The organism is Phenylobacterium sp., from assembly GCF_016124325.1.
In the GTDB taxonomy this organism is placed as follows: domain Bacteria; phylum Pseudomonadota; class Alphaproteobacteria; order Caulobacterales; family Caulobacteraceae; genus Phenylobacterium.
In genome coordinates this window covers 1-17,423 of record NZ_WGNY01000011.1, presented here as the reverse complement: position 1 = coordinate 17,423, position 17,423 = coordinate 1, and the positions used below count along the sequence as shown (strand labels likewise).

Sequence of the window (17,423 nt, the reverse complement as noted above, 5' to 3'; positions counted from 1 at the left end):
GCCTAGCCCTCCTGCGCAGGCGCCTGGCCGTTCAGGGCGGCGCGGATTTCCTGGATGGCGCGGCCGAGGGCGACCGAGGCCTGAGCGCCGGCCTCCTCCAGCTCGCGCTCGCGGGCGCGGGCGGCATCCAGCTCGGCGGCGAGATTGGCGCGGTCCTGGTCGAACAGGCCGCCGACCTCTGCGCCGGCTTCCTTCAACCGCCGGGAAAGCCGCTGTTCCAGCACATGCAGCGCCGTCTCCAGCCGCTTGGCGGCCACGTCGAGAGCACTGTCCCCAGGGTTCATGCCATCCTCCGAAGCCCCGCCCGACTCTATAGACTGCGTCGCCCGATCTCGCGAATTCGCTAGAGCGCGTATGGCGAAAGTGTGGGCGGCTTCGCCCGCAAACGCGCTCTATCCCTCAAGGTTCGAAGCACGATTCAGGCGTCAGGCGAGGCCGCCTGACACCATCGTGCCGCAGGCGATTTCTTGACCGTGCCGCTCGCGCGTGCCAACCCGCCGCGCAATTTCCCGAACTCGCAGCCACCGAGGACCGATGCCCGCCACGCCCAAGCTCATGGCCGACGCCATCCGCGTGCTCTCGATGGACGCCGTCGAGAAGGCCAACAGCGGACACCCCGGGATGCCCATGGGCATGGCCGACGTGGCCACGGTGCTCTGGACGAAGTTCCTGAAGTACGACTCGGCCCGTCCAGACTGGGCCGACCGCGATCGCTTCGTGCTGTCGGCGGGCCACGGCTCGATGCTGCTCTATAGCCTGCTGCACCTCAGCGGCTTCAAGGCCGTGACCATGGACAGCCTCCGGGGCTTCCGCCAGCTGGGCTCCAACACCCCGGGCCACCCGGAGTACGGCCACACGCCGGGCGTTGAGACCACCACCGGGCCGCTGGGCCAGGGGCTGGCCACCGCCGTCGGCATGGCCATGGCCGAGCGCAAGCTGGCCGCCCGCTTCGGCGACGACCTCGTCGACCACCGCACCTGGGTGGTGGCCGGCGACGGCTGCCTGATGGAGGGCGTCAGCCACGAGGCGATCAGCCTCGCCGGCCGCCTGAAGCTGGCCAAGCTCACCGTGCTCTGGGACGACAACCACATCACCATCGACGGCGACGTGGCCATTTCGGACGCCACCGACCAGATCGCCCGCTTCAAGGCCGCCGGCTGGGCTGCGCGCCGGGTCGATGGCCACGATCCTGCCGCCGTCCGCCGCGCCCTGGCCTGGGCGACCAAGCAGGACCGGCCCACCCTGATCGCCTGCCGCACCACCATCGGCATGGGCGCCCCGCACATGGCCGGCACCCACGACGTCCACGGCAAGGCCCTGGGCAAGGACGAGGTGGCCGCCACGCGCGAGGCCCTGGGCTGGCCCTGGCCGCCGTTCGAGCTGCCGGACGAGGTGGCCAAGGCCTGGCGGCGCGCCGGGCGCCGGGGCGGCCGGGTCCGCAAGGCCTGGGAGGCCAAGCTCGCCGCTTCGCCGCACAAGGCCGAGTTCGAGCGCGCCATGTCGGGCGAGCTGCCCCGCCACGCCTTCGAGGCGCTGGACGCCTTCATCGCCGAGGCCGCGGAGAAGAAGCCCGCCGCCGCCACCCGCCAGCACTCCGGCTCGGTGCTGGAGAGGATCTTCGGCGAGATCCCCGACCTGCTCGGCGGCTCGGCCGACCTCACCGGCTCCAACAACACCTACGTCAAGAACACGCCGATCTTCGACGGCCCCGACTACGCGGGCCGCTACGTGAACTACGGCGTGCGCGAGTTCGGCATGGCCGCGGCCATGAACGGCCTGGCCCTGCACGGCGGCGTCATCCCCTACGGCGGCACCTTCCTGGTCTTCAGCGACTACAGCCGTCCGGCCATCCGGCTGGCGGCGCTGATGGGCGTGCGGGTGGTCCACGTGGGCACCCACGACTCCATCGGCCTCGGCGAAGACGGGCCCACCCACCAGCCGGTGGAGCACCTGGCCGCGCTCCGCGCCATGCCCAACCTCAACGTCTTCCGTCCCGCCGACGCGGTGGAGACGGCCGAGTGCTGGAAGCTGGCGCTGGGGGCGAAGACCACGCCCTCGGTGATGGCGCTGTCGCGGCAGAAGACCGCCGGCGTCCGGGGCGACGCGGGCGAGAACCAGAGCGCGCGCGGAGCCTACCAGCTCGCCGGCGCCGGCCTGCCCGCCCAGGTGACGATCTTCGCCACTGGCACCGAGATCCCGATCGCCCTCGCCGCCAAGGACCTGCTGGAAGCCGACGGGATCGGCGCGCGGGTGGTCTCCGTCCCCTGCTTCGAGCTGTTCGAGGACCAGCCCGCCGACTACCAGGCCGCCGTCATCGGCGAGACCGAGGTTCGCGTGGCCGTCGAGGCCGGCGTCCGCCAGGGCTGGGACCGCTTCATCGGCCAGGACGGCGCCTTCGTGGGCATGACCGGCTTCGGCGCCAGCGCGCCCGACAAGGCGCTCTACAAACACTTCGGCATCACCGCCGAGGCCGTCGCCGCCGCGGCGAAGGCGAAGCTGTGATTTTCCCTCTCCTCTCGCTTCGCGGAGGGAGAGGATGAGCCGTCTCGGCACGCCGCTTTCGCCCACCGCCGTCCGGGTGATGCTGCTGGGCTCGGGCGAGCTCGGCAAGGAGGTGGTGATCGAGCTGCAGCGCCTGGGCTGCGAGGTGGTCGCCGTCGACCGCTATGCGAACGCGCCCGCGATGCAGGTGGCGCACCGCAGCCATGTGATCGCCATGACCGACGCCGCGGCGCTCCGGGCCCTGGTCGAGGCCGAGAAGCCGCACCTGATCGTCCCCGAGATCGAGGCCATCGCCACCGACGAGCTGGCCCGCATCGAGGCCGACGGCCTGGCCACCGTCATCCCCACCGCTCGCGCCGCCCAGCTCACCATGAACCGCGAGGGCATCCGCCGGCTGGCCGCCGAGGAGCTGGGCCTGCCCACCAGCGCCTACGCCTTCGCCTCCACCGAGGCCGAGCTGGCGACGGCGATCGCCGAGGTCACCGGCCTGCCGTGTTTCGTGAAGCCGGTGATGAGCAGTTCCGGCAAGGGCCAGTCCTACGTCGAGGACGCCGCCGGCATCGCCGCAGCCTGGCGCTATGCGATGGAGGCCGGCCGCGTCGAGCAGGCCCGGGTCATCGTCGAGGGCCGCGTGGACTTCGACTTCGAGATCACCCAGCTGACCGTTCGTTCGCTGCGCGACGGCAAGGTCGAGACGAATTTCTGTGCGCCGGTCGGCCATCGCCAGGTGAAGGGCGACTATGTGGAAAGCTGGCAACCGCAGGCGATGAGCCCGGCGGCCCTCGCCCGCGCCCGGGAAATCGCCAAGGCGGTGACCGATGCGCTGGGCGGCCTCGGCCTTTTCGGCGTCGAGCTGTTCGTGAAGGGCGACGAGGTCTGGTTCTCCGAGGTCAGCCCGCGGCCGCACGACACCGGCCTGGTGACGCTGGTCACCCAGCACCAGAGCGAGTTCGCCCTGCACGCCCGCGCCATCCTGGGCCTGCCCGTCGACGTGACCCAGCGCGAGCCGGGCGCCAGCGCGGTGATCTACGGCGGGCTTGAGGCCAGGGGCATAGCCTTCGAGGGCGTGGCCAAGGCGCTGGCCGTGCCCGGCGCCGACCTGCGCCTGTTCGGCAAGCCCGAGAGCTTCGCGCGCCGCCGCATGGGCGTGGCCCTGGCCCGCGGCGCCGATGTGGACGAGGCGCGCGAGCGGGCGCGCGAGGCGGCGGGCAAGGTGAAGCCGGTCGCGGGCTGAGCGGCCCTTCCTAATCCAGGGTGCGCGGCCCGAACGCCGCGATCGCGTCGGCGAACGCCGCCAGGGCGGCCTTCAGGTCGGGGCCGATCCGGCCGTCGGCGGCGATTTCCTCGGCCGACAACGGGCGTCCGCCCAGGTCGATCTCCACGCAGGCGTCATCCACGATCCGCGCCGACATGGTCAGCAGCGTCTCGCGCATGTGGGCGATGGCGTGCCGCGCCCGGGGCGAGGCGTTGATCAGCGCCACGGGCGTCTGGGGGAATTCCAGGCTGGGGACCAGCCAGTCCAGCGCGTTCTTCATCGTCCCGGCGACGCCGTGTGCGTATTCGGGACTGCAGATCACCAGGCCGTCGGCCTCGCCCACGCGGCGGCGCAGGTCCGCGACTGTCGCGGGCAGGCTGTCTTCAAGGTCGGGATTGAAGTGCGGCAGCTCGCCGAGGCCCCGGTAGACCTCCACCGCCACGCCGGCAGGCGCCAGGCGGGCGAGGGCCTCGATGACGCGCGTGTTGGACGAGGCCGCGCGCAGGCTTCCCGAGATGGCGAGCAGTCGCATGGCGCTCTCCCTACCGCTGGGCCCGCGTCCCGGCGAGGGACGAATCCTCACGGCCCCGCTCTTGCAGGCGCGCGTCGAACGGTCGGCCGCATGCTCACTCCGGGGGGCAAGGGGTTGACTTCCCTCGCGGCGGTCGGAAGAACGCCGGCCACAATCAGATCGCCCCTGGAAGGAGCTGCCCCACATGACGGTCCGCGTCGCCATCAATGGTTTCGGCCGTATCGGCCGTCTGGTCCTGCGCTCGATCGTCGAACATGGCCGCAAGGACATCGAGGTGGTGGCGATCAACGACCTGGGCCCGGTCGAGACCAACGCCCACCTGCTGCGCTACGACAGCGTGCACGGCCGCTTCCCGGCCGAGGTAAAGGTCTCCGGCGAGTTCATTGAGGTCGCCGGCCACGGCAAGATCAAGGTCACCGCCGAGCGCGACCCGGCCAAGCTGCCGCACAAGGACCTGGGCGTGGACATCGCGCTCGAATGCACCGGCATCTTCGCCTCGAAGGACAAGGCCAGCGCCCACCTCGAGGCCGGCGCCAAGCGGGTGATCATCTCGGCCCCCGGCGACGGCGTCGACAAGACCATCGTCTTCGGCGTGAACCACGACACCCTGACCAAGGACGACCTGGTCATCTCCAACGCCTCGTGCACCACCAACTGCCTGGCCCCGGTGGCCAAGGTGCTGCAGGACCTCTGCGGCATCGAGCGCGGCTATATGACCACGATCCACTCCTACACGGGCGACCAGCCGACGCTGGACACCCTGCACAAGGACCTCTACCGCGCCCGCGCCGCGGCCATGTCGATGATCCCCACCTCGACCGGCGCCGCCAAGGCCCTGGGCCTGGTGATCCCGGCGCTGGCCGGCAAGCTGGACGGCTCCTCCATCCGCGTGCCGACGCCGAACGTCTCGGTGGTCGACCTGAAGTTCGTGCCCGGCAAGTCGGTGACCGCCGCCGACATCAACGCGGCCATGGAAGCCGCCGCCGCCTCGGGCCCGCTGAAGGGCGTGCTGGCGGTGACCAAGGAGCCGCTGGTCTCCATGGACTTCAACCACAACCCGGCCTCGTCCACCGTGGCCCTGCCGCAGACCCAGGTGATCGACGGCGGCCTCGGCCGCGTGCTCAGCTGGTACGACAACGAGTGGGGCTTCTCGACCCGGATGAGCGACACCGCCGTCCTCATGGGCTCGCTGATCTAAGAAGGCCGCCATGCGATTCCGCACCCTCGACGACGCCGATCTCCAGGGCCGGCGCGCCCTGGTGCGGGTGGACTTCAACGTTCCCATGGAGGACGGCCGCGTCACCGACGACACGCGCCTGCGCGCCGCGGTCCCCACCATCGAGAAGCTGCGCGCCGGCGGGGCCAAGGTGATCCTGCTGGCCCACTTCGACCGGCCCAAGGGCAAGTGGGTGCCGGCTATGAGCCTCAAGCCCGTGGTCCCGGCCCTGGCCAAGGTGCTGGGCTATCCGGTGGCCTTCGCCGAGGACTGCGTGGGCAAGGACGCCGCCGCCGCCGTGGCGGCGATGCCGCCCGGCGACGTGGTGCTGTTCGAGAACGTGCGCTTCTATCCGGGCGAGGAGGCGAACGATCCGAAGTTCGCCCGCGCGCTCGCCGAGAACGGCGACCTCTACGTCAACGACGCCTTCTCCGCCGCCCACCGGGCGCATGCCTCCACCGAGGGGCTTGCCCACCTGATGCCCGCCTACGCCGGCGAGCAGATGCGGCTGGAGCTGACGGCGCTGAACCGCGCGCTCGGCCATCCGGAGCGGCCGGTGATCGGCATCGTCGGCGGCTCGAAGGTCTCCACCAAGCTCGACCTCCTGAAGCACCTGGTCACCAAGCTGGACAAGCTGGCCATCGGCGGCGGCATGGCCAACACATTCCTGTACGCCCAGGGCCATGATGTCGGCGCCTCCTACTGCGAGAAAGACTTGGCCGAGACCGCGCGCGAGATCATCCGCCTGGCGGGCCAGAACAACTGCAAGCTCTTCCTGCCGCTCGACGTGGTGGTGGCCGAGAAGATGGCCCCCGGCGCGCCGGCGCGGGTGCGCGATTCGGGATCGATCGACGACGACGAGCGCATCCTCGACGCCGGGCCGGAGACGGTGGAACGCCTGTGCCGCGCCATGGACAATTCCAAGACGTTGATCTGGAACGGCCCCTTGGGCGTTTTCGAGATGCCGCCCTTCGACAAGGGCACCGTCGCCGCGGCCCGCCACGCCGCCGAGCTCGCCAAGGCGGGGAAGCTCGTGGCGGTCGCCGGAGGCGGTGATACGGTGGCGGCCCTGAACGCGGCCGGCGTCTCTGCGGACTTCACGTTCGTATCGACGGCGGGCGGCGCGTTTCTTGAATGGATGGAAGGCAAGGCGCTGCCCGGAGTGGCCGCCCTGGCCCAGTAGGAAACAGGTGGGGACCTGACATGGCTCGGATCACGCTTCGACAGCTTCTCGACCACGCCGCCGAGCACGGCTACGGCGTGCCGGCGTTCAACATCAACAACATGGAGCAGGCGCTGGCGATCATGGAGGCCGCCGAGGCCACCAACTCGCCCGTGATCATGCAGGCCTCGCGCGGCGCGCGCAGCTACGCCAACGACATCGTGCTGAAGCACCTGATCGACGCGATGGCCGAGATGTATCCCGACATCCCGATCTGCATGCACCAGGACCACGGGAACAACGAGGCCACCTGCGCCACGGCGATCCAGTACGGCTTCACCTCGGTGATGATGGACGGCTCGCTGAAGGCCGACGGCAAGACGCCCGCCGACTACGACTACAACGTCAAGGTCACCCGCAACGTCGTCGACATGGCCCACTGGGTCGGCGCCAGCGTCGAGGGCGAGCTGGGCGTGCTGGGCAGTCTCGAGACCGGCATGGGCGAGAAGGAAGACGGCCACGGCTTCGAGGGCAAGCTCGGCCACGACCAGCTCCTCACCGATCCCGACCAGGCGGTCGAGTTCGTGAAGGCCACCGAGGTCGACGCGCTGGCCATCGCCATGGGCACCAGCCACGGCGCCTATAAGTTCACGCGCAAGCCGGACGGCGACGTCCTGGCGATGAACGTGATCGAGGAGATCCACCGCCGCCTGCCCAACACCCACCTGGTGATGCACGGCTCGTCGTCGGTGCCGCAGGACCTGCAGGACCTGATCAACAAGTACGGCGGCGAGATGCCCCAGACCTGGGGCGTGCCGGTGGAAGAGATCCAGCGCGGCATCAAGCACGGCGTGCGCAAGATCAACATCGACACCGACAACCGCATGGCCATCACCGCGGCGATCCGGAAGGTGTTCGTCGAGAAGCCCGGCGAGTTCGACCCGCGCGGCTACCTGAAGCCCGCCAAGGAAGCCATGCGCAAGGTCTGCGTTCAGCGCTTCGAAGAGTTCGGCACGGCCGGTCACGCCGACAAGATCAAGGCGATCCCGATGTCGGCCATGGCCAAGCGTTACGCCGCCGGCGAGCTGGCCCCGAAGGTCGGCCTGACCAAGGTCGCCGCCGAGTAATAGGTCAGGGCCGCGTGATGGCCCGGCTGGTTCTCATTCCCAGTCCGTTCGTGGGCGGCTCGTCCTGGGCGCCGACGGCGGCCGTCTTGCCCGACGCCCTGGTCGCCGGTTACGGCGGCGTCTGCGGTCCCGCCTGGTACGAGGGCGTCGCCGACCGCGTCTGCGCCCAGGCCGATGGCCGGCCGTGGATCGCGGTCCTGCACAGCGGCGCCGGCGGCTTCGCCCCAGCCCTCGCCGCGGCCTCGGCCGACCTCGCGGGCTTCATCTTCGCCGACGCCGTCCTGCCCTATCCGGGCCGCAGCAACCTCGCGACGGCGCCTGAGGCGTTCGCCGACGAGCTGCGGCGCCTCACCACCGACGGCCTGCTCGCGCCGTGGGATCAATGGTTCGCCGGCGGCTTCCTGGAGCACCTGATCCCTGACGCGGCGACGCGGGCGGCCTTCGTGGCGGACATCCCGCGCGTCCCGTTCGCCTTCCTGGAAGCCGTCGCGCCGGACGACGGGACCTGGGCGGAAAGGCCCTGCGCCTACCTCCAGCTCAGCCGCACCTACGCCGGGACGGCCGATCGCGCCGAGGCCATGGGCTGGCCGGTCCGCCGCGAACGCATGCACCATCTGGCCATGACCACCGCGCCGCGCGAGGTGGCCGCCTTGCTGCTGGAACTGGTCGGGCGCCTCGACGGGTAGGCGTCCCCGGTCAATGCACCGTCGCGTCCGGTTCGCCCTGCGGCCGGACGCCGGTCAGCCTCTGCACCAGCGGGCCCATGGTGGCGCCCTGGGCCACCACCGAGAACATCACCACCACATAGGTCGTGGCCACGATCAGGTCCTTCACGGGGCCGGCCGGCAGCGATAGCGCCAGCGCGATGGAGATTCCGCCGCGCAGCGCGCCCCAGGTGAGGATCGGCAGCGACAGCTTGAACGGCAGCAGCTTGCGCCAGAACACCAGCAGGCCGGCGACGGACGTCAGCCGCGCCAGCAGGATCATCGGGATCGCCAGCAGGCCCGCGCCCAGGAGGTCGAAGCGGCCGGCCAGCGCCACGCCTTCCAGCCCGATCAGCAGGAACAGCACCGCGTTCAGGATCTCGTCGATCAGCGACCAGAACTTCAGCAGATAGTCCCGGGTGGTGTCGCTCATGGCCAGCGCCACGCCGTGGTTGCCGATCAGCAGGCCGGCCACCGCCATCGCCACCGGGCCGCTGACGTGGAGCTGGTGGGCCAGGCCGTAGCCGCCCATCACCACGGCCAGGCTGAGCAACACCTCGACGTTGTAGTTGTCGATCGAGCGCATGGCGCGGAAGGCGATGTAGCCCACCGCCAGCCCCAGGGCCGCGCCGCCGCCGGCCTCGACCAGGAACAGCTCGGCCGCGTGGCCCAGGGTCAGGGGCTCGCCGCTGGTCGCCGCGGCCAGCAGGATCGTGAAGATCACCACGCCCACGCCGTCGTTGAACAGGCTCTCGCCGCCGACCGTGGCCTCCAGCGTCGGCGGCACCTTCGCCCCCTTGAGGATGCCCAGCACGGCCACGGGGTCGGTGGGGCTGATCAGGGCGCCGAACACCAGGCACCAGATGAAGGGCGCCTCGGCGCCGACCAGCAGGCTGATCGCCTTGAAGGCCGCCGCGATCAGCACGGTGGAGAGGATCACGCCCACCGTCGACAGGGCCGCGATCGGCTGGCGGCCCAGGCGCACCTGGTCGAGGTTCACGTGCAGGGCGCCGGCGAACAGCAGGAACGACAGCATGCCGTCCATCAGGGTGGTCTCGAAGTCGACCTGCTCGATGAACCCGGTCACCACGCCCGCCAGGTCGCTCTGCGGCAAGAGCCGGTCGATGGCGATGACCACGAACGAGGAGATCGCCCCCATCATGGTGAGCGCGATCGCCTGCGGGATGCGGATGAAGCGGTGGTTCACATACCCCAGGACGGCCACCAGCACGATGAGGATGCCGGCGGCGTCGAACGCCGTGAGACTGACTGCGTGCATTGCCCCGCCCAAGCTGACCTGGGGTCTTATAGCCGACCCGGTCCGGCCCGCGGCAACCCGCGGGCCCGCCTCCCGGCGGCATCTGCGCGCATCGGTTGAGTACAGGTCGCCGAATCGGCGCATTCTGGCCCGGCGCAGCGAGGCGCGCGCATGGAATCACTGGAAGTCATCGCCCGGCCGCACTTCGAAGACGCCGACCACGCCTGGCTGGTCGACATCCGCTCGCGCCGCGCCGGCAACCGGGGGCCGCCCTACTTCACCCTGGTCTTCGCCGGCGTCGACATGGACCCGAAGGCCTTCGCCGAGGAAATCCGCGCCAACGCCGCCGACTTCCCGCGCATCCGCTTCCGCCTGCGCTCGGCCCTGGTCGTGCCCGAACGCACCGTGGGGCGCTTCCACGTCTTCCTGATCCCCGACGAGGGGTTCGCCGCCATCCTGCGCCTGCACGACGCCCTGCACCGAGGCGACATCGAGGCGGCGATCCGCGAAGAGCAACCCTACCTGCCGCACATCACGGTCGCGACATGCTCCACCCACGCCGAGGCGCGCAAGATCGCCGACAGCCTCAACAACGGCGACCTCGACATCCCGGGCCACATCGAGGCGCTGGAGGTCGAGCGGCGCACCGGCGACGTCATCCGCCGCGTGGCCGAAATCCCGCTGGCCCGCCAGGGCTGGTTCGGCTGAGGCGCCTCAGGCTTCCGGCAGCTCGCCCATGGCGCTTTGCAGGTAGTTCTGCTCGCCGAGGCTCTTCACCAGGCTGAGCTGGGTCTCGAGGTAGTCGATGTGCTCCTCGGTGTCGGTGAGGATGTCGCGCAGGAGCTGTCGCGAGACGAAGTCGGCGGCCGCCTCGCACTGCTTGATGCCCTCGACCAGGGTCTTGCGGCCCTTGGTTTCCAGCGCCAGGTCGGCGGTGAGGCCCTCGGCCACCGTCTCGCCGAGGCCCAGCTTGTGCAGGTCCTGCAGGTTCGGCAGGCCTTCGAGGAACAGGATGCGCTTGATGAGCATGTCGGCGTGCTTCATCTCGCCGATCGACTCTTCGTAGGTGATCTTGCCCAGGCGGACGAAGCCCCAGTTCTCGTACATCCGCGCGTGCAGGAAGTACTGATTGACCGCCGTCAGCTCGTTGGTGAGCACCGCGTTCAAGAGCTTGATGATCGCCTTGTCGCCCTGCATGTCGTGCTCCCTCGCTGCAACCCAGGCCCGAACCTCACGCCCACCGCCGGGCGTGTCAAAGTCTATGTCTGCAAGTGATTTGCGGTCGCCGGGACCGGACGCCTACTCGGCGGCGTAGCGAAGCGCCTCGCGCTCCTCGTCCAGCATCCTGCGCATGTCGCAGACGCAGCGCGCACATTGGGGCGCCGCGTCGCAGGCCTTGAAGATCTGCGCCGGACGCTCGGCGCCGGAGGCGATGGCCGCCCGGACTTCGCGCTCGCGGATGCCATTGCAGTTGCAGACGTACATGGGCGCGGACGACGGCTCCTGAGTGATGATCTTACGTAGCTTTCTGCGAACGACTTTGCAAGTCATTCGCATATGTCGCGATGTCGCGGCGCGACTGGGCGCGCTTGGGCGCGGCGGCGCGTTGACGAGACGCAAGCGGCGCGCGACAGGGCGACATGGCCTCTCCCATCTGTCGCCTCTACCTCATCACCCCGCCGCGCCTGGACGACCTGGCCGCGTTCGGCCACGTGCTGGGCCATGCGCTGGACGCGGGCGACGTGGCCGCCCTGCAGATCCGCCTCAAGGATGCGCCCGACGAGGTGATCGCCGCGGCGGTCGACGTGCTCTCGCCCATCGCCGCGGCCCGCGACGTGGCGGTGATCCTCAACGACCGGCCCGACCTGGCGGCGAAGCTGGGCTGCGACGGCGTCCACATCGGCCAGGACGACGCGCCCTACGCCGAGGCCCGCCGGCTGATGGGCAAGGACCGGATCGTCGGCGTCACCTGCCACGACAGCCGCCACCTGGCCATGGAGGCCGCCGAGGCCGGGGCCGACTACGTGGCCTTCGGCGCCTTCTTCCCGACCGCGACCAAGGACGCCAAGACCCGCGCCGACCCCGAGATCCTGACCATCTGGCAGGAGACGATGGAGACGCCCTGCGTCGCCATCGGCGGCATCACCGTGGCCACGGCCCGCGAGATCGCCCGGGCGGGCGCCGACTTCGTTGCGGTTTCCGCCGGGGTCTGGAGCCATGGCGACGGGGCCGCCGCCGCCGTGGCCGCCCTCAACGCCGAGATCGCCGCCGGCGCCGCCGAGCGGGGCTGATCCCACCCCAACTCGTCATCCTCGCCCTTGTGGCGAGGGTCCCTCTATCGGCCGGCATTGAGGGCGCTTTTGATCCGGAGTGCTGTCGGTCGGCTCAGTGCGGTGGATGGAGGGATTCCAGGCACAAGGCCTGGGATGACGGACGCATCGGGAAGGACGGCCCCTATTCCACCTCGGGCGGCGCGTCCTCGTAGACCGGCACGCCGTCCGGCGTCGGGACGAACGGGTGGGCGGTGGCGTGGTGGGTCACGCGGTGCGGCCCGGGCAGGGTGGGGTCGGCGAAAGCGCCGCCCGCCACGCCGATCACGTCGGGCCACTCGGGAGAACCCCACATCAGGCTCGACCCGCAGCGCGGGCAGAAGTGGCGGGTGGTCTGCCCGCCCGGGGCCTGGAACGTGGCGGAGGGTCCGGCGCGCGCGGTCAGCTGGTCCGGGCGGAAATAGGCGGTCACGCCGAAGAAGCTGCCGGTGCGCCTCTGGCAGCGCGTGCAGCAGCATGCCGAGACCAGTATCGGCTCGCCTTCGAGGGTGAGGCGGAAATCACCGCAGCCGCAGGCGGCGGTGCGGATCGGAGCGTTCCGGGTCATGCCGCCAGGATGGCGATCCCTTGCATCGGGGCAAGCCGGCGAGTAGGGATCGCGCCCTCTATTCCGTCCGAGATCTTTTGACACCGTGAGCACCCAGTCCGCCCTCCTGAAGGTGATGAGCGACGCCGCGCGCAAGGCCGCGCGCGGCCTGAACCGCGACTTCGGCGAACTGGCCGAGCTGCAGGTGGCCAAGAAGGCGCCCGCCGACTTCGTGTCGGCCGCCGACCTCAAGGCCGAGCAGGTGCTCTTCGAGGCGCTCTCCAAGGCCCGCCCGGGCTACAGCTTCCTGGGCGAGGAGCGCGGCCTCATCGAGGGCACCGACAAGACCCACACCTGGATCGTCGACCCGCTGGACGGCACCACCAACTTCCTGCACGCGATCCCGCACTTCGCCATCAATATCGCGCTGGAGCGCGAGGGCGCCGTCGTCGCGGCGGTCACCTACAATCCGATCACCAACGAGCTGTTCTGGGCCGAGAAGGGCAAGGGCTGCTTCGTAAACGACCACCGCCTGCGGGTGGCGGCGCGCCAGAAGCTGGACGAGGCGGTGCTGGCCACCGGCATCCCCTTCCTGGGCCACGGCCAGCACGCGAAGTTCCTCAAGGAGCTGCACCAGATGACCCAGCGGGTGGCCGGCGTGCGGCGCTTCGGCTCGGCCGCGCTCGACCTGGCCTGGGTGGCGGCGGGCCGTTTCGACGGGTTCTGGGAGCGCGACCTGAAGCCGTGGGACCTGGCGGCGGGCCTGCTGCTGGTCTCCGAAGCCGGCGGCAAGGTGACCGACGCCGAAGGGGGCGACGACGTGCTGAAGGCGGGCTCGGTGGTCGCCGCCAACCTCGACCTGCACCCGCAGATCCTCAGTCGTCTGACTGCCGCAAAATAAGCGCTAAACTGGCGGCATGATCACGCGCCGCCGACTCGCCGCTTCCGCCCTGGCTCTCGCCGCAACGCCCGTGCTCGCCCAGCCGAAGCCCAAGCCGCTCGTCATCGCCCACCGCGGCGCCAGCGGCGAACGGCCCGAGCACACGATCATGGGCTACAGGCTCGCGATCGCCGAGGGCGCCGACTTCATCGAGCCCGACTGCGTGCTGACCAAGGACGGCCATCTGGTCGTCCGCCACGAGAACGAGATCGGCGGCACCACCGACGTGGCGGCCCATCCCGAGTTCGCCGACCGCAAGGCGACCAAGGTGGTCGACGGCGAGAAGGTCACCGGCTGGTTCACCGAGGACTTCACCCTCGCCGAGCTGAAGACGCTGCGCGCCCGCGAACGCCTGCCCCAGCTGCGCCCGAACAGCGCCAAGTTCGACGGCCAGGAGCCGATCGTGACGCTGCAGGAGGTGTTCGACCTGGCCAAGGCCGAGGGCGCGCGCCTGGGCCGCCCGATCGGGACCTATCCCGAGATGAAGCACCCGGCCTATTTCGCGGGGCTGGGCCTGCCGATCGAGGGCCGCCTGCTGGACGCCATCAAGGCCAACGGGCTCAACAGCGCCGCAGCCCCGATCTTCGTCCAGTGCTTCGAGGTGGAGCCCCTGAAGACCTTCGCCCGTCTGGGCGGCAGGTCGCGCCGGGTGATGCTGGTGTCGCGCGGGCCCGCGCCGGTGGACGTGACCTCGGCCGCCGGGGTCAAGGCCATCGCCGCCTTCGCCGAGGGGCTGGGTCCCGAATGGCCGCTGGTGGTCCCCACGGTCGGCGACGACTTGGGCCCGCCCACCAGCCTGGTGGCCGACGCCCACGCGGCGGGGATGGCGGTGCATCCCTGGACCGTCCGCGCCGAAAACATCTTCCTGCCCAAGGCGCTGCAGCGCGGGAAGAGCCCCGCCGACCACGGCCAGGTGGAGGCGGTCTACCGCGCCCTCTTCGCCGCCGGCGTCGACGGCCTCTTCTCGGACTTCCCGGCCCTCGCGGTGCGCGCGCGGGACGACGCGACCCGGGCCTGACCGCGCCGGATGCCCCCCAATCGGGGGGCGGATCACGGCGGCGCCTCTGCTTTGCTTGGCCTCTACGAGTTTGTGGAGGCCTTGCCATGTATCTGAAACGCTTGCTTTGCGGCGTCGCCCTCGCCGCCGGCCTTGGCGCCGGCGCACAGGCCGCCGTGGTCGATCTGACCTTCTCCCACGCGGCGGGCCAGACGCCCGCGCTGCAGATCGGCGGCAACACCAGCGTCTATCTTCCCGACCAGCTCGCCTTCCGCGAGGGCGCTTTGGCCGGGAACTACAGCTTCCACTTCACCTACGACACCGAGGCGTCCGACCCGGACTACGGTCTGACGTTGGTCTCCGGCCAGGTCGGGACGCTGACAGACTTCTCCGGGTTCACCACGCGGCTGACCTACATCCCCTCGAGCCTGCTGCGCATCGAGCTCTTCCGGGCGGTGGGGGCGGGGTCCGGCACCTATGGGACGATGGCGATGTTCAACCTGCTGGACGACGACGGCGACCTCGGCGCGAGCCTGCCGACCTCGCTGGACTTCGCCGACTTGGACGCCGCCACGGTCGACCTCGACATCACGCGGGCCGGCAGCGGAGTGGGCGGCGGCTACTACCGCGCCTACTTCGGCGCGACCGACGGCAGGCTCGCCGAGGCGCCCGGATCGGGCGGGTCGCCGGACCCGGGCGGTCCCGTCGGCGCCGTGCCCGAGCCTGCGACCTGGGCTTCGATGATCCTGGGCTTCGGCCTTGCCGGTCGCGTACTCCGCCGCCGCACCGCGGAGGCCTACGCCGCCTCGAACTGGAGCGCCGCCAGCCGCGCGTAGAGGCCGCTCCTGGCCACCAGGTCAGCGTGGGTTCCCTCCTCGACGACCCGGCCCTGGTCCATCACCACGATGCGGTCGGCCTTCAGCACGGTGGCCAGCCGGTGGGCGATGACCAGGGTGGTGTGGCCCTTCATGGCCTCGTCGAGGGCGCGCTGGACGAGGTGCTCGTTCTCGGCGTCGAGGGCGCTGGTGGCCTCGTCGAGCAGCAGGATCGGCGCCTGGCGGATCAGGGCGCGGGCGATGGCCAGCCGCTGGCGCTGGCCGCCCGAGAGCGTGCGCGCGCGGTCGCCCACCTGGGTCGAGAGCCCTTCCGGCAGGGCGGCGAGGAAGCCCTCGGCCTGGGCGGCGCGCACTGCGGCGCGCACCTCGGCCTCGCCCGCGTCGGCGCGCCCGAAGCGCACGTTCTCGACCGCGGTGCCCGAGAACAGCGGGCTGTCCTGCGCGACCAGCGCCATGCGCGCGCGCACCTCGACGGGATCGGCGTCGCGCACGTCGACGCCGTCCACGCTCACCCGGCCCGTTTGCGGATCGTAGAACCGCAGCAGCAGGCGGAAGACCGTGCTCTTGCCCCCGCCCGACGGGCCCACCAGCGCCACCCGCTCGCCCGGCCGCACCGCCAGCGAGAAGTCCTGGAGCGCCGGCAGGTCGGGCCGTCCGGGATAGGCGAAGGTCACGTTCTCGAACGCCAGCTCGCCGCGCGGCGGCGTCGGCAGGGCGACCGGATTGGGCGGCGCGGCCACGCCCGGGCGCGCGTCGAGCAGCTCGCCCACCCGCTCCATGGCCCCGGCGGCCTTCTGGACGTCGCCCCAGGTCTCGCCCAGCGCGCCGACCGAGCCGGCGGCCATCACCGACAGGAAGGCGAACTGGAAGAGGGCGCCCCAGCTGATGTCGCCGCGCAGGCCGGCGCGCACGCCCAGCCAGAAGACGACCACCACCCCGCCGAACACCAGCACGATCACCGCCGCGGTCATGATCGCGCGCATGGTGATGCGCCGCATCTGGGCGCCGAAGGCGTTCTCGACGGCCGAGCCGAAGCCGTCGGCGGCCGCCCGTTCGCGCCCGAAGGCCTGCACGGTCTCCAGCGCGTCCAGGCTTTCCCCGGCAGAGCCCACGGCCTCGGCGAACCGATCCTGGGCCGAGGCGGTCAGCCGGCGCACCCGCCGTCCGAACAGTATCAGCGGCGCGATCACGAACGGGAAGATCAGCAGCACCATTCCGGTGAGGCTGGGACTGACGATCACCAGCAGGATCAGGGCGCCGACGAAGGTCAGGAAATTCCGTAGGGCCACCGAGATCGAGGTGGCGATCAGGCTTTCCACGATCGAGATGTCGGTGGTCAGCCGCGACAGCACCTCGCCCGTGCGGGTCTGCAGGAAGAAGGCCGGGTCGAGGGTGAGGATGTGGCCGTAGGTCTGCTTGCGCAGGTCGGCGATCACCCGCTCGCCCAGGCTGGTCACCGAATAGAAGCGGAAGGCGGTCGAGAACGCGAGCGTCAGGGCGACCGCCCCCACCACCAGGAACCGGCGGTCGACGGTGGCCGGGTCGAGCCCGGGATCGGTCAGGTGGTCCACCACCAGGCGGATGGCGCCCGACATGCCCAGCGTCGCGCCGGTGGAGAGCAGCAGGAAGAAGGTGGCGGCCATGGCGCGCCGCCAATGGGCGCGCAGATAGGGGGTCAGCCGGCGCAGGGCGCCCACGTTGCGGCTGCGGTCGCGCCTGGCCGCGGCCTCGGCCAGCGTCTGCGCCATCGACTGGCCCGCGCTCGGCCGCCCGGGCGCGACATCGACTGGGCCCGGCTCACTCATTGCGTCACACCTTGCATTCGCCGCAGCGTTTCTCTATACGCGCGGCTTCCGTTTTTCGCCGCCTCCGCGGGCGGCCGGCCTCTTGTGGCCGTTCCAGATACGTCAGGCGCCGGCTCGATGAAACAAGACATCCACCCCGACTACCACTTCATCACCGTGGTGATGACGGACGGCACCACCTACAAGACGCGGTCGACCTACGGCAAGGAAGGCGACACGCTGAACCTGGACAT

At 70.7% G+C, this 17,423-nt stretch carries 19 protein-coding genes; 12 read left to right on the top strand and 7 right to left on the bottom strand.

Annotated features, from left to right (window positions below):
• Positions 1-2 precede the first annotated feature (2 nt).
• Positions 3-284, bottom strand: coding sequence for a DUF4164 family protein (locus tag GC203_RS05110; protein WP_293451998.1), 282 nt, complete (start codon positions 282-284; stop codon positions 3-5).
• Between the two features lie 250 nt (positions 285-534).
• On the opposite strand from GC203_RS05110, the gene tkt reads away from it, so the two are divergent.
• Positions 535-2,502 (top strand): transketolase, encoded by a 1,968-nt coding sequence (tkt, locus tag GC203_RS05105; protein ID WP_293451996.1) that lies wholly within the window; start codon positions 535-537, stop codon positions 2,500-2,502.
• Between the two features lie 34 nt (positions 2,503-2,536).
• A complete protein-coding gene (gene purT / locus GC203_RS05100) occupies positions 2,537-3,736 on the top strand; it encodes a formate-dependent phosphoribosylglycinamide formyltransferase (RefSeq protein WP_293451994.1) in 1,200 nt (399 codons plus the stop codon).
• A 10-nt stretch (positions 3,737-3,746) separates the two neighbouring features.
• Here purT and GC203_RS05095 read toward each other — a convergent pair whose 3' ends face one another.
• The gene (locus GC203_RS05095) at positions 3,747-4,289 is read right to left on the bottom strand and encodes an NADPH-dependent FMN reductase (RefSeq protein WP_293451992.1); all 543 of its coding nucleotides are present in this window, start codon (positions 4,287-4,289) and stop codon (positions 3,747-3,749) included.
• A gap of 184 nt (positions 4,290-4,473) precedes the next feature.
• Between GC203_RS05095 and gap the strand changes: the two genes are divergently transcribed.
• Genes gap through GC203_RS05075 form a run of 4 tightly spaced genes read left to right on the top strand, consistent with a single transcriptional unit; the run spans position 4,474 to position 8,480 of the window.
• Positions 4,474-5,487, top strand: coding sequence for a type I glyceraldehyde-3-phosphate dehydrogenase (gap, locus tag GC203_RS05090; RefSeq protein WP_293451990.1), 1,014 nt, complete (start codon positions 4,474-4,476; stop codon positions 5,485-5,487).
• 10 nt (positions 5,488-5,497) lie between these two features.
• Positions 5,498-6,688, top strand: coding sequence for a phosphoglycerate kinase (locus GC203_RS05085; RefSeq protein WP_293451988.1), 1,191 nt, complete (start codon positions 5,498-5,500; stop codon positions 6,686-6,688).
• 20 nt (positions 6,689-6,708) lie between these two features.
• Positions 6,709-7,794, top strand: a complete 1,086-nt coding sequence (fba, locus tag GC203_RS05080) for a class II fructose-bisphosphate aldolase (RefSeq protein WP_293451986.1) — start codon at positions 6,709-6,711, stop codon at positions 7,792-7,794.
• Positions 7,795-7,811: 17 nt separating this feature from the next.
• Positions 7,812-8,480 carry a hypothetical protein gene (locus GC203_RS05075; RefSeq protein WP_293451984.1) on the top strand — a complete coding sequence of 223 codons (669 nt, stop codon included), beginning with the start codon at positions 7,812-7,814 and terminating at the stop codon, positions 8,478-8,480.
• A gap of 10 nt (positions 8,481-8,490) precedes the next feature.
• Here the strand turns inward: GC203_RS05075 and GC203_RS05070 are convergent, their stop codons facing one another.
• Complete coding sequence (locus tag GC203_RS05070) at positions 8,491-9,777, bottom strand: sodium:proton antiporter (RefSeq protein WP_293451982.1); 1,287 nt, start codon at positions 9,775-9,777, stop codon at positions 8,491-8,493.
• A 150-nt stretch (positions 9,778-9,927) separates the two neighbouring features.
• On the opposite strand from GC203_RS05070, the gene GC203_RS05065 reads away from it, so the two are divergent.
• Positions 9,928-10,464 (top strand): 2'-5' RNA ligase family protein, encoded by a 537-nt coding sequence (locus GC203_RS05065; RefSeq protein ID WP_293451980.1) that lies wholly within the window; start codon positions 9,928-9,930, stop codon positions 10,462-10,464.
• Between the two features lie 6 nt (positions 10,465-10,470).
• Here GC203_RS05065 and bfr read toward each other — a convergent pair whose 3' ends face one another.
• Positions 10,471-10,953: a bacterioferritin gene (gene bfr / locus GC203_RS05060; RefSeq protein WP_293451978.1), complete on the bottom strand. Its 483-nt coding sequence runs from the start codon at positions 10,951-10,953 to the stop codon at positions 10,471-10,473.
• Positions 10,954-11,055: 102 nt separating this feature from the next.
• Positions 11,056-11,241 carry a (2Fe-2S)-binding protein gene (locus GC203_RS05055; protein WP_293451976.1) on the bottom strand — a complete coding sequence of 62 codons (186 nt, stop codon included), beginning with the start codon at positions 11,239-11,241 and terminating at the stop codon, positions 11,056-11,058.
• Positions 11,242-11,396: 155 nt separating this feature from the next.
• On the opposite strand from GC203_RS05055, the gene thiE reads away from it, so the two are divergent.
• On the top strand, positions 11,397-12,047 hold the full coding sequence (thiE, locus tag GC203_RS05050; protein ID WP_293451974.1) for a thiamine phosphate synthase: 651 nt from the start codon (positions 11,397-11,399) through the stop codon (positions 12,045-12,047).
• A 163-nt stretch (positions 12,048-12,210) separates the two neighbouring features.
• On the opposite strand, the gene GC203_RS05045 is transcribed toward thiE, so the two are convergent.
• Positions 12,211-12,633, bottom strand: a complete 423-nt coding sequence (locus GC203_RS05045; protein ID WP_293451972.1) for a GFA family protein — start codon at positions 12,631-12,633, stop codon at positions 12,211-12,213.
• Positions 12,634-12,718: 85 nt separating this feature from the next.
• Here GC203_RS05045 and GC203_RS05040 point away from each other — a divergent pair, with 85 nt between their 5' ends.
• The 3 genes from GC203_RS05040 (at position 12,719) to GC203_RS05030 (ending at position 15,385) form a co-directional block, all read left to right on the top strand.
• The gene (locus tag GC203_RS05040) at positions 12,719-13,513 is read left to right on the top strand and encodes an inositol monophosphatase family protein (RefSeq protein ID WP_293451970.1); all 795 of its coding nucleotides are present in this window, start codon (positions 12,719-12,721) and stop codon (positions 13,511-13,513) included.
• 16 nt (positions 13,514-13,529) lie between these two features.
• The gene (locus GC203_RS05035; RefSeq protein WP_293451968.1) at positions 13,530-14,570 is read left to right on the top strand and encodes a glycerophosphodiester phosphodiesterase; all 1,041 of its coding nucleotides are present in this window, start codon (positions 13,530-13,532) and stop codon (positions 14,568-14,570) included.
• Between the two features lie 86 nt (positions 14,571-14,656).
• On the top strand, positions 14,657-15,385 hold the full coding sequence (locus tag GC203_RS05030; RefSeq protein ID WP_293451966.1) for a PEPxxWA-CTERM sorting domain-containing protein: 729 nt from the start codon (positions 14,657-14,659) through the stop codon (positions 15,383-15,385).
• Here GC203_RS05030 and GC203_RS05025 read toward each other — a convergent pair.
• On the bottom strand, positions 15,346-17,190 hold the full coding sequence (locus GC203_RS05025; RefSeq protein ID WP_293451964.1) for an ABC transporter transmembrane domain-containing protein: 1,845 nt from the start codon (positions 17,188-17,190) through the stop codon (positions 15,346-15,348). The two genes, GC203_RS05030 and GC203_RS05025, sit on opposite strands and share 40 nt — an antisense overlap.
• Before the next feature lie 117 nt (positions 17,191-17,307).
• On the opposite strand from GC203_RS05025, the gene rpmE reads away from it, so the two are divergent.
• Positions 17,308-17,423: 50S ribosomal protein L31 (rpmE, locus tag GC203_RS05020; protein ID WP_293452402.1), on the top strand; the 116-nt coding region annotated here is incomplete at its 3' end.

Excerpts from the sequence above, each read along its gene's own strand:
- GC203_RS05110 (WP_293451998.1), bottom strand. The coding sequence starts at position 284 with ATGAACCCTGGGGACAGTGCTCTCGACGTGGCCGCCAAGCGGCTGGAG.
- tkt (WP_293451996.1), top strand. The coding sequence starts at position 535 with ATGCCCGCCACGCCCAAGCTCATGGCCGACGCCATCCGCGTGCTCTCG.
- purT (WP_293451994.1), top strand. The coding sequence starts at position 2,537 with ATGAGCCGTCTCGGCACGCCGCTTTCGCCCACCGCCGTCCGGGTGATG.
- GC203_RS05095 (WP_293451992.1), bottom strand. The coding sequence starts at position 4,289 with ATGCGACTGCTCGCCATCTCGGGAAGCCTGCGCGCGGCCTCGTCCAAC.
- gap (WP_293451990.1), top strand. The coding sequence starts at position 4,474 with ATGACGGTCCGCGTCGCCATCAATGGTTTCGGCCGTATCGGCCGTCTG.
- GC203_RS05085 (WP_293451988.1), top strand. The coding sequence starts at position 5,498 with ATGCGATTCCGCACCCTCGACGACGCCGATCTCCAGGGCCGGCGCGCC.
- fba (WP_293451986.1), top strand. The coding sequence starts at position 6,709 with ATGGCTCGGATCACGCTTCGACAGCTTCTCGACCACGCCGCCGAGCAC.
- GC203_RS05075 (WP_293451984.1), top strand. The coding sequence starts at position 7,812 with ATGGCCCGGCTGGTTCTCATTCCCAGTCCGTTCGTGGGCGGCTCGTCC.
- GC203_RS05070 (WP_293451982.1), bottom strand. The coding sequence starts at position 9,777 with ATGCACGCAGTCAGTCTCACGGCGTTCGACGCCGCCGGCATCCTCATC.
- GC203_RS05065 (WP_293451980.1), top strand. The coding sequence starts at position 9,928 with ATGGAATCACTGGAAGTCATCGCCCGGCCGCACTTCGAAGACGCCGAC.
- bfr (WP_293451978.1), bottom strand. The coding sequence starts at position 10,953 with ATGCAGGGCGACAAGGCGATCATCAAGCTCTTGAACGCGGTGCTCACC.
- GC203_RS05055 (WP_293451976.1), bottom strand. The coding sequence starts at position 11,241 with ATGTACGTCTGCAACTGCAATGGCATCCGCGAGCGCGAAGTCCGGGCG.
- thiE (WP_293451974.1), top strand. The coding sequence starts at position 11,397 with ATGGCCTCTCCCATCTGTCGCCTCTACCTCATCACCCCGCCGCGCCTG.
- GC203_RS05045 (WP_293451972.1), bottom strand. The coding sequence starts at position 12,633 with ATGACCCGGAACGCTCCGATCCGCACCGCCGCCTGCGGCTGCGGTGAT.
- GC203_RS05035 (WP_293451968.1), top strand. The coding sequence starts at position 13,530 with ATGATCACGCGCCGCCGACTCGCCGCTTCCGCCCTGGCTCTCGCCGCA.
- GC203_RS05030 (WP_293451966.1), top strand. The coding sequence starts at position 14,657 with ATGTATCTGAAACGCTTGCTTTGCGGCGTCGCCCTCGCCGCCGGCCTT.
- GC203_RS05025 (WP_293451964.1), bottom strand. The coding sequence starts at position 17,190 with ATGAGTGAGCCGGGCCCAGTCGATGTCGCGCCCGGGCGGCCGAGCGCG.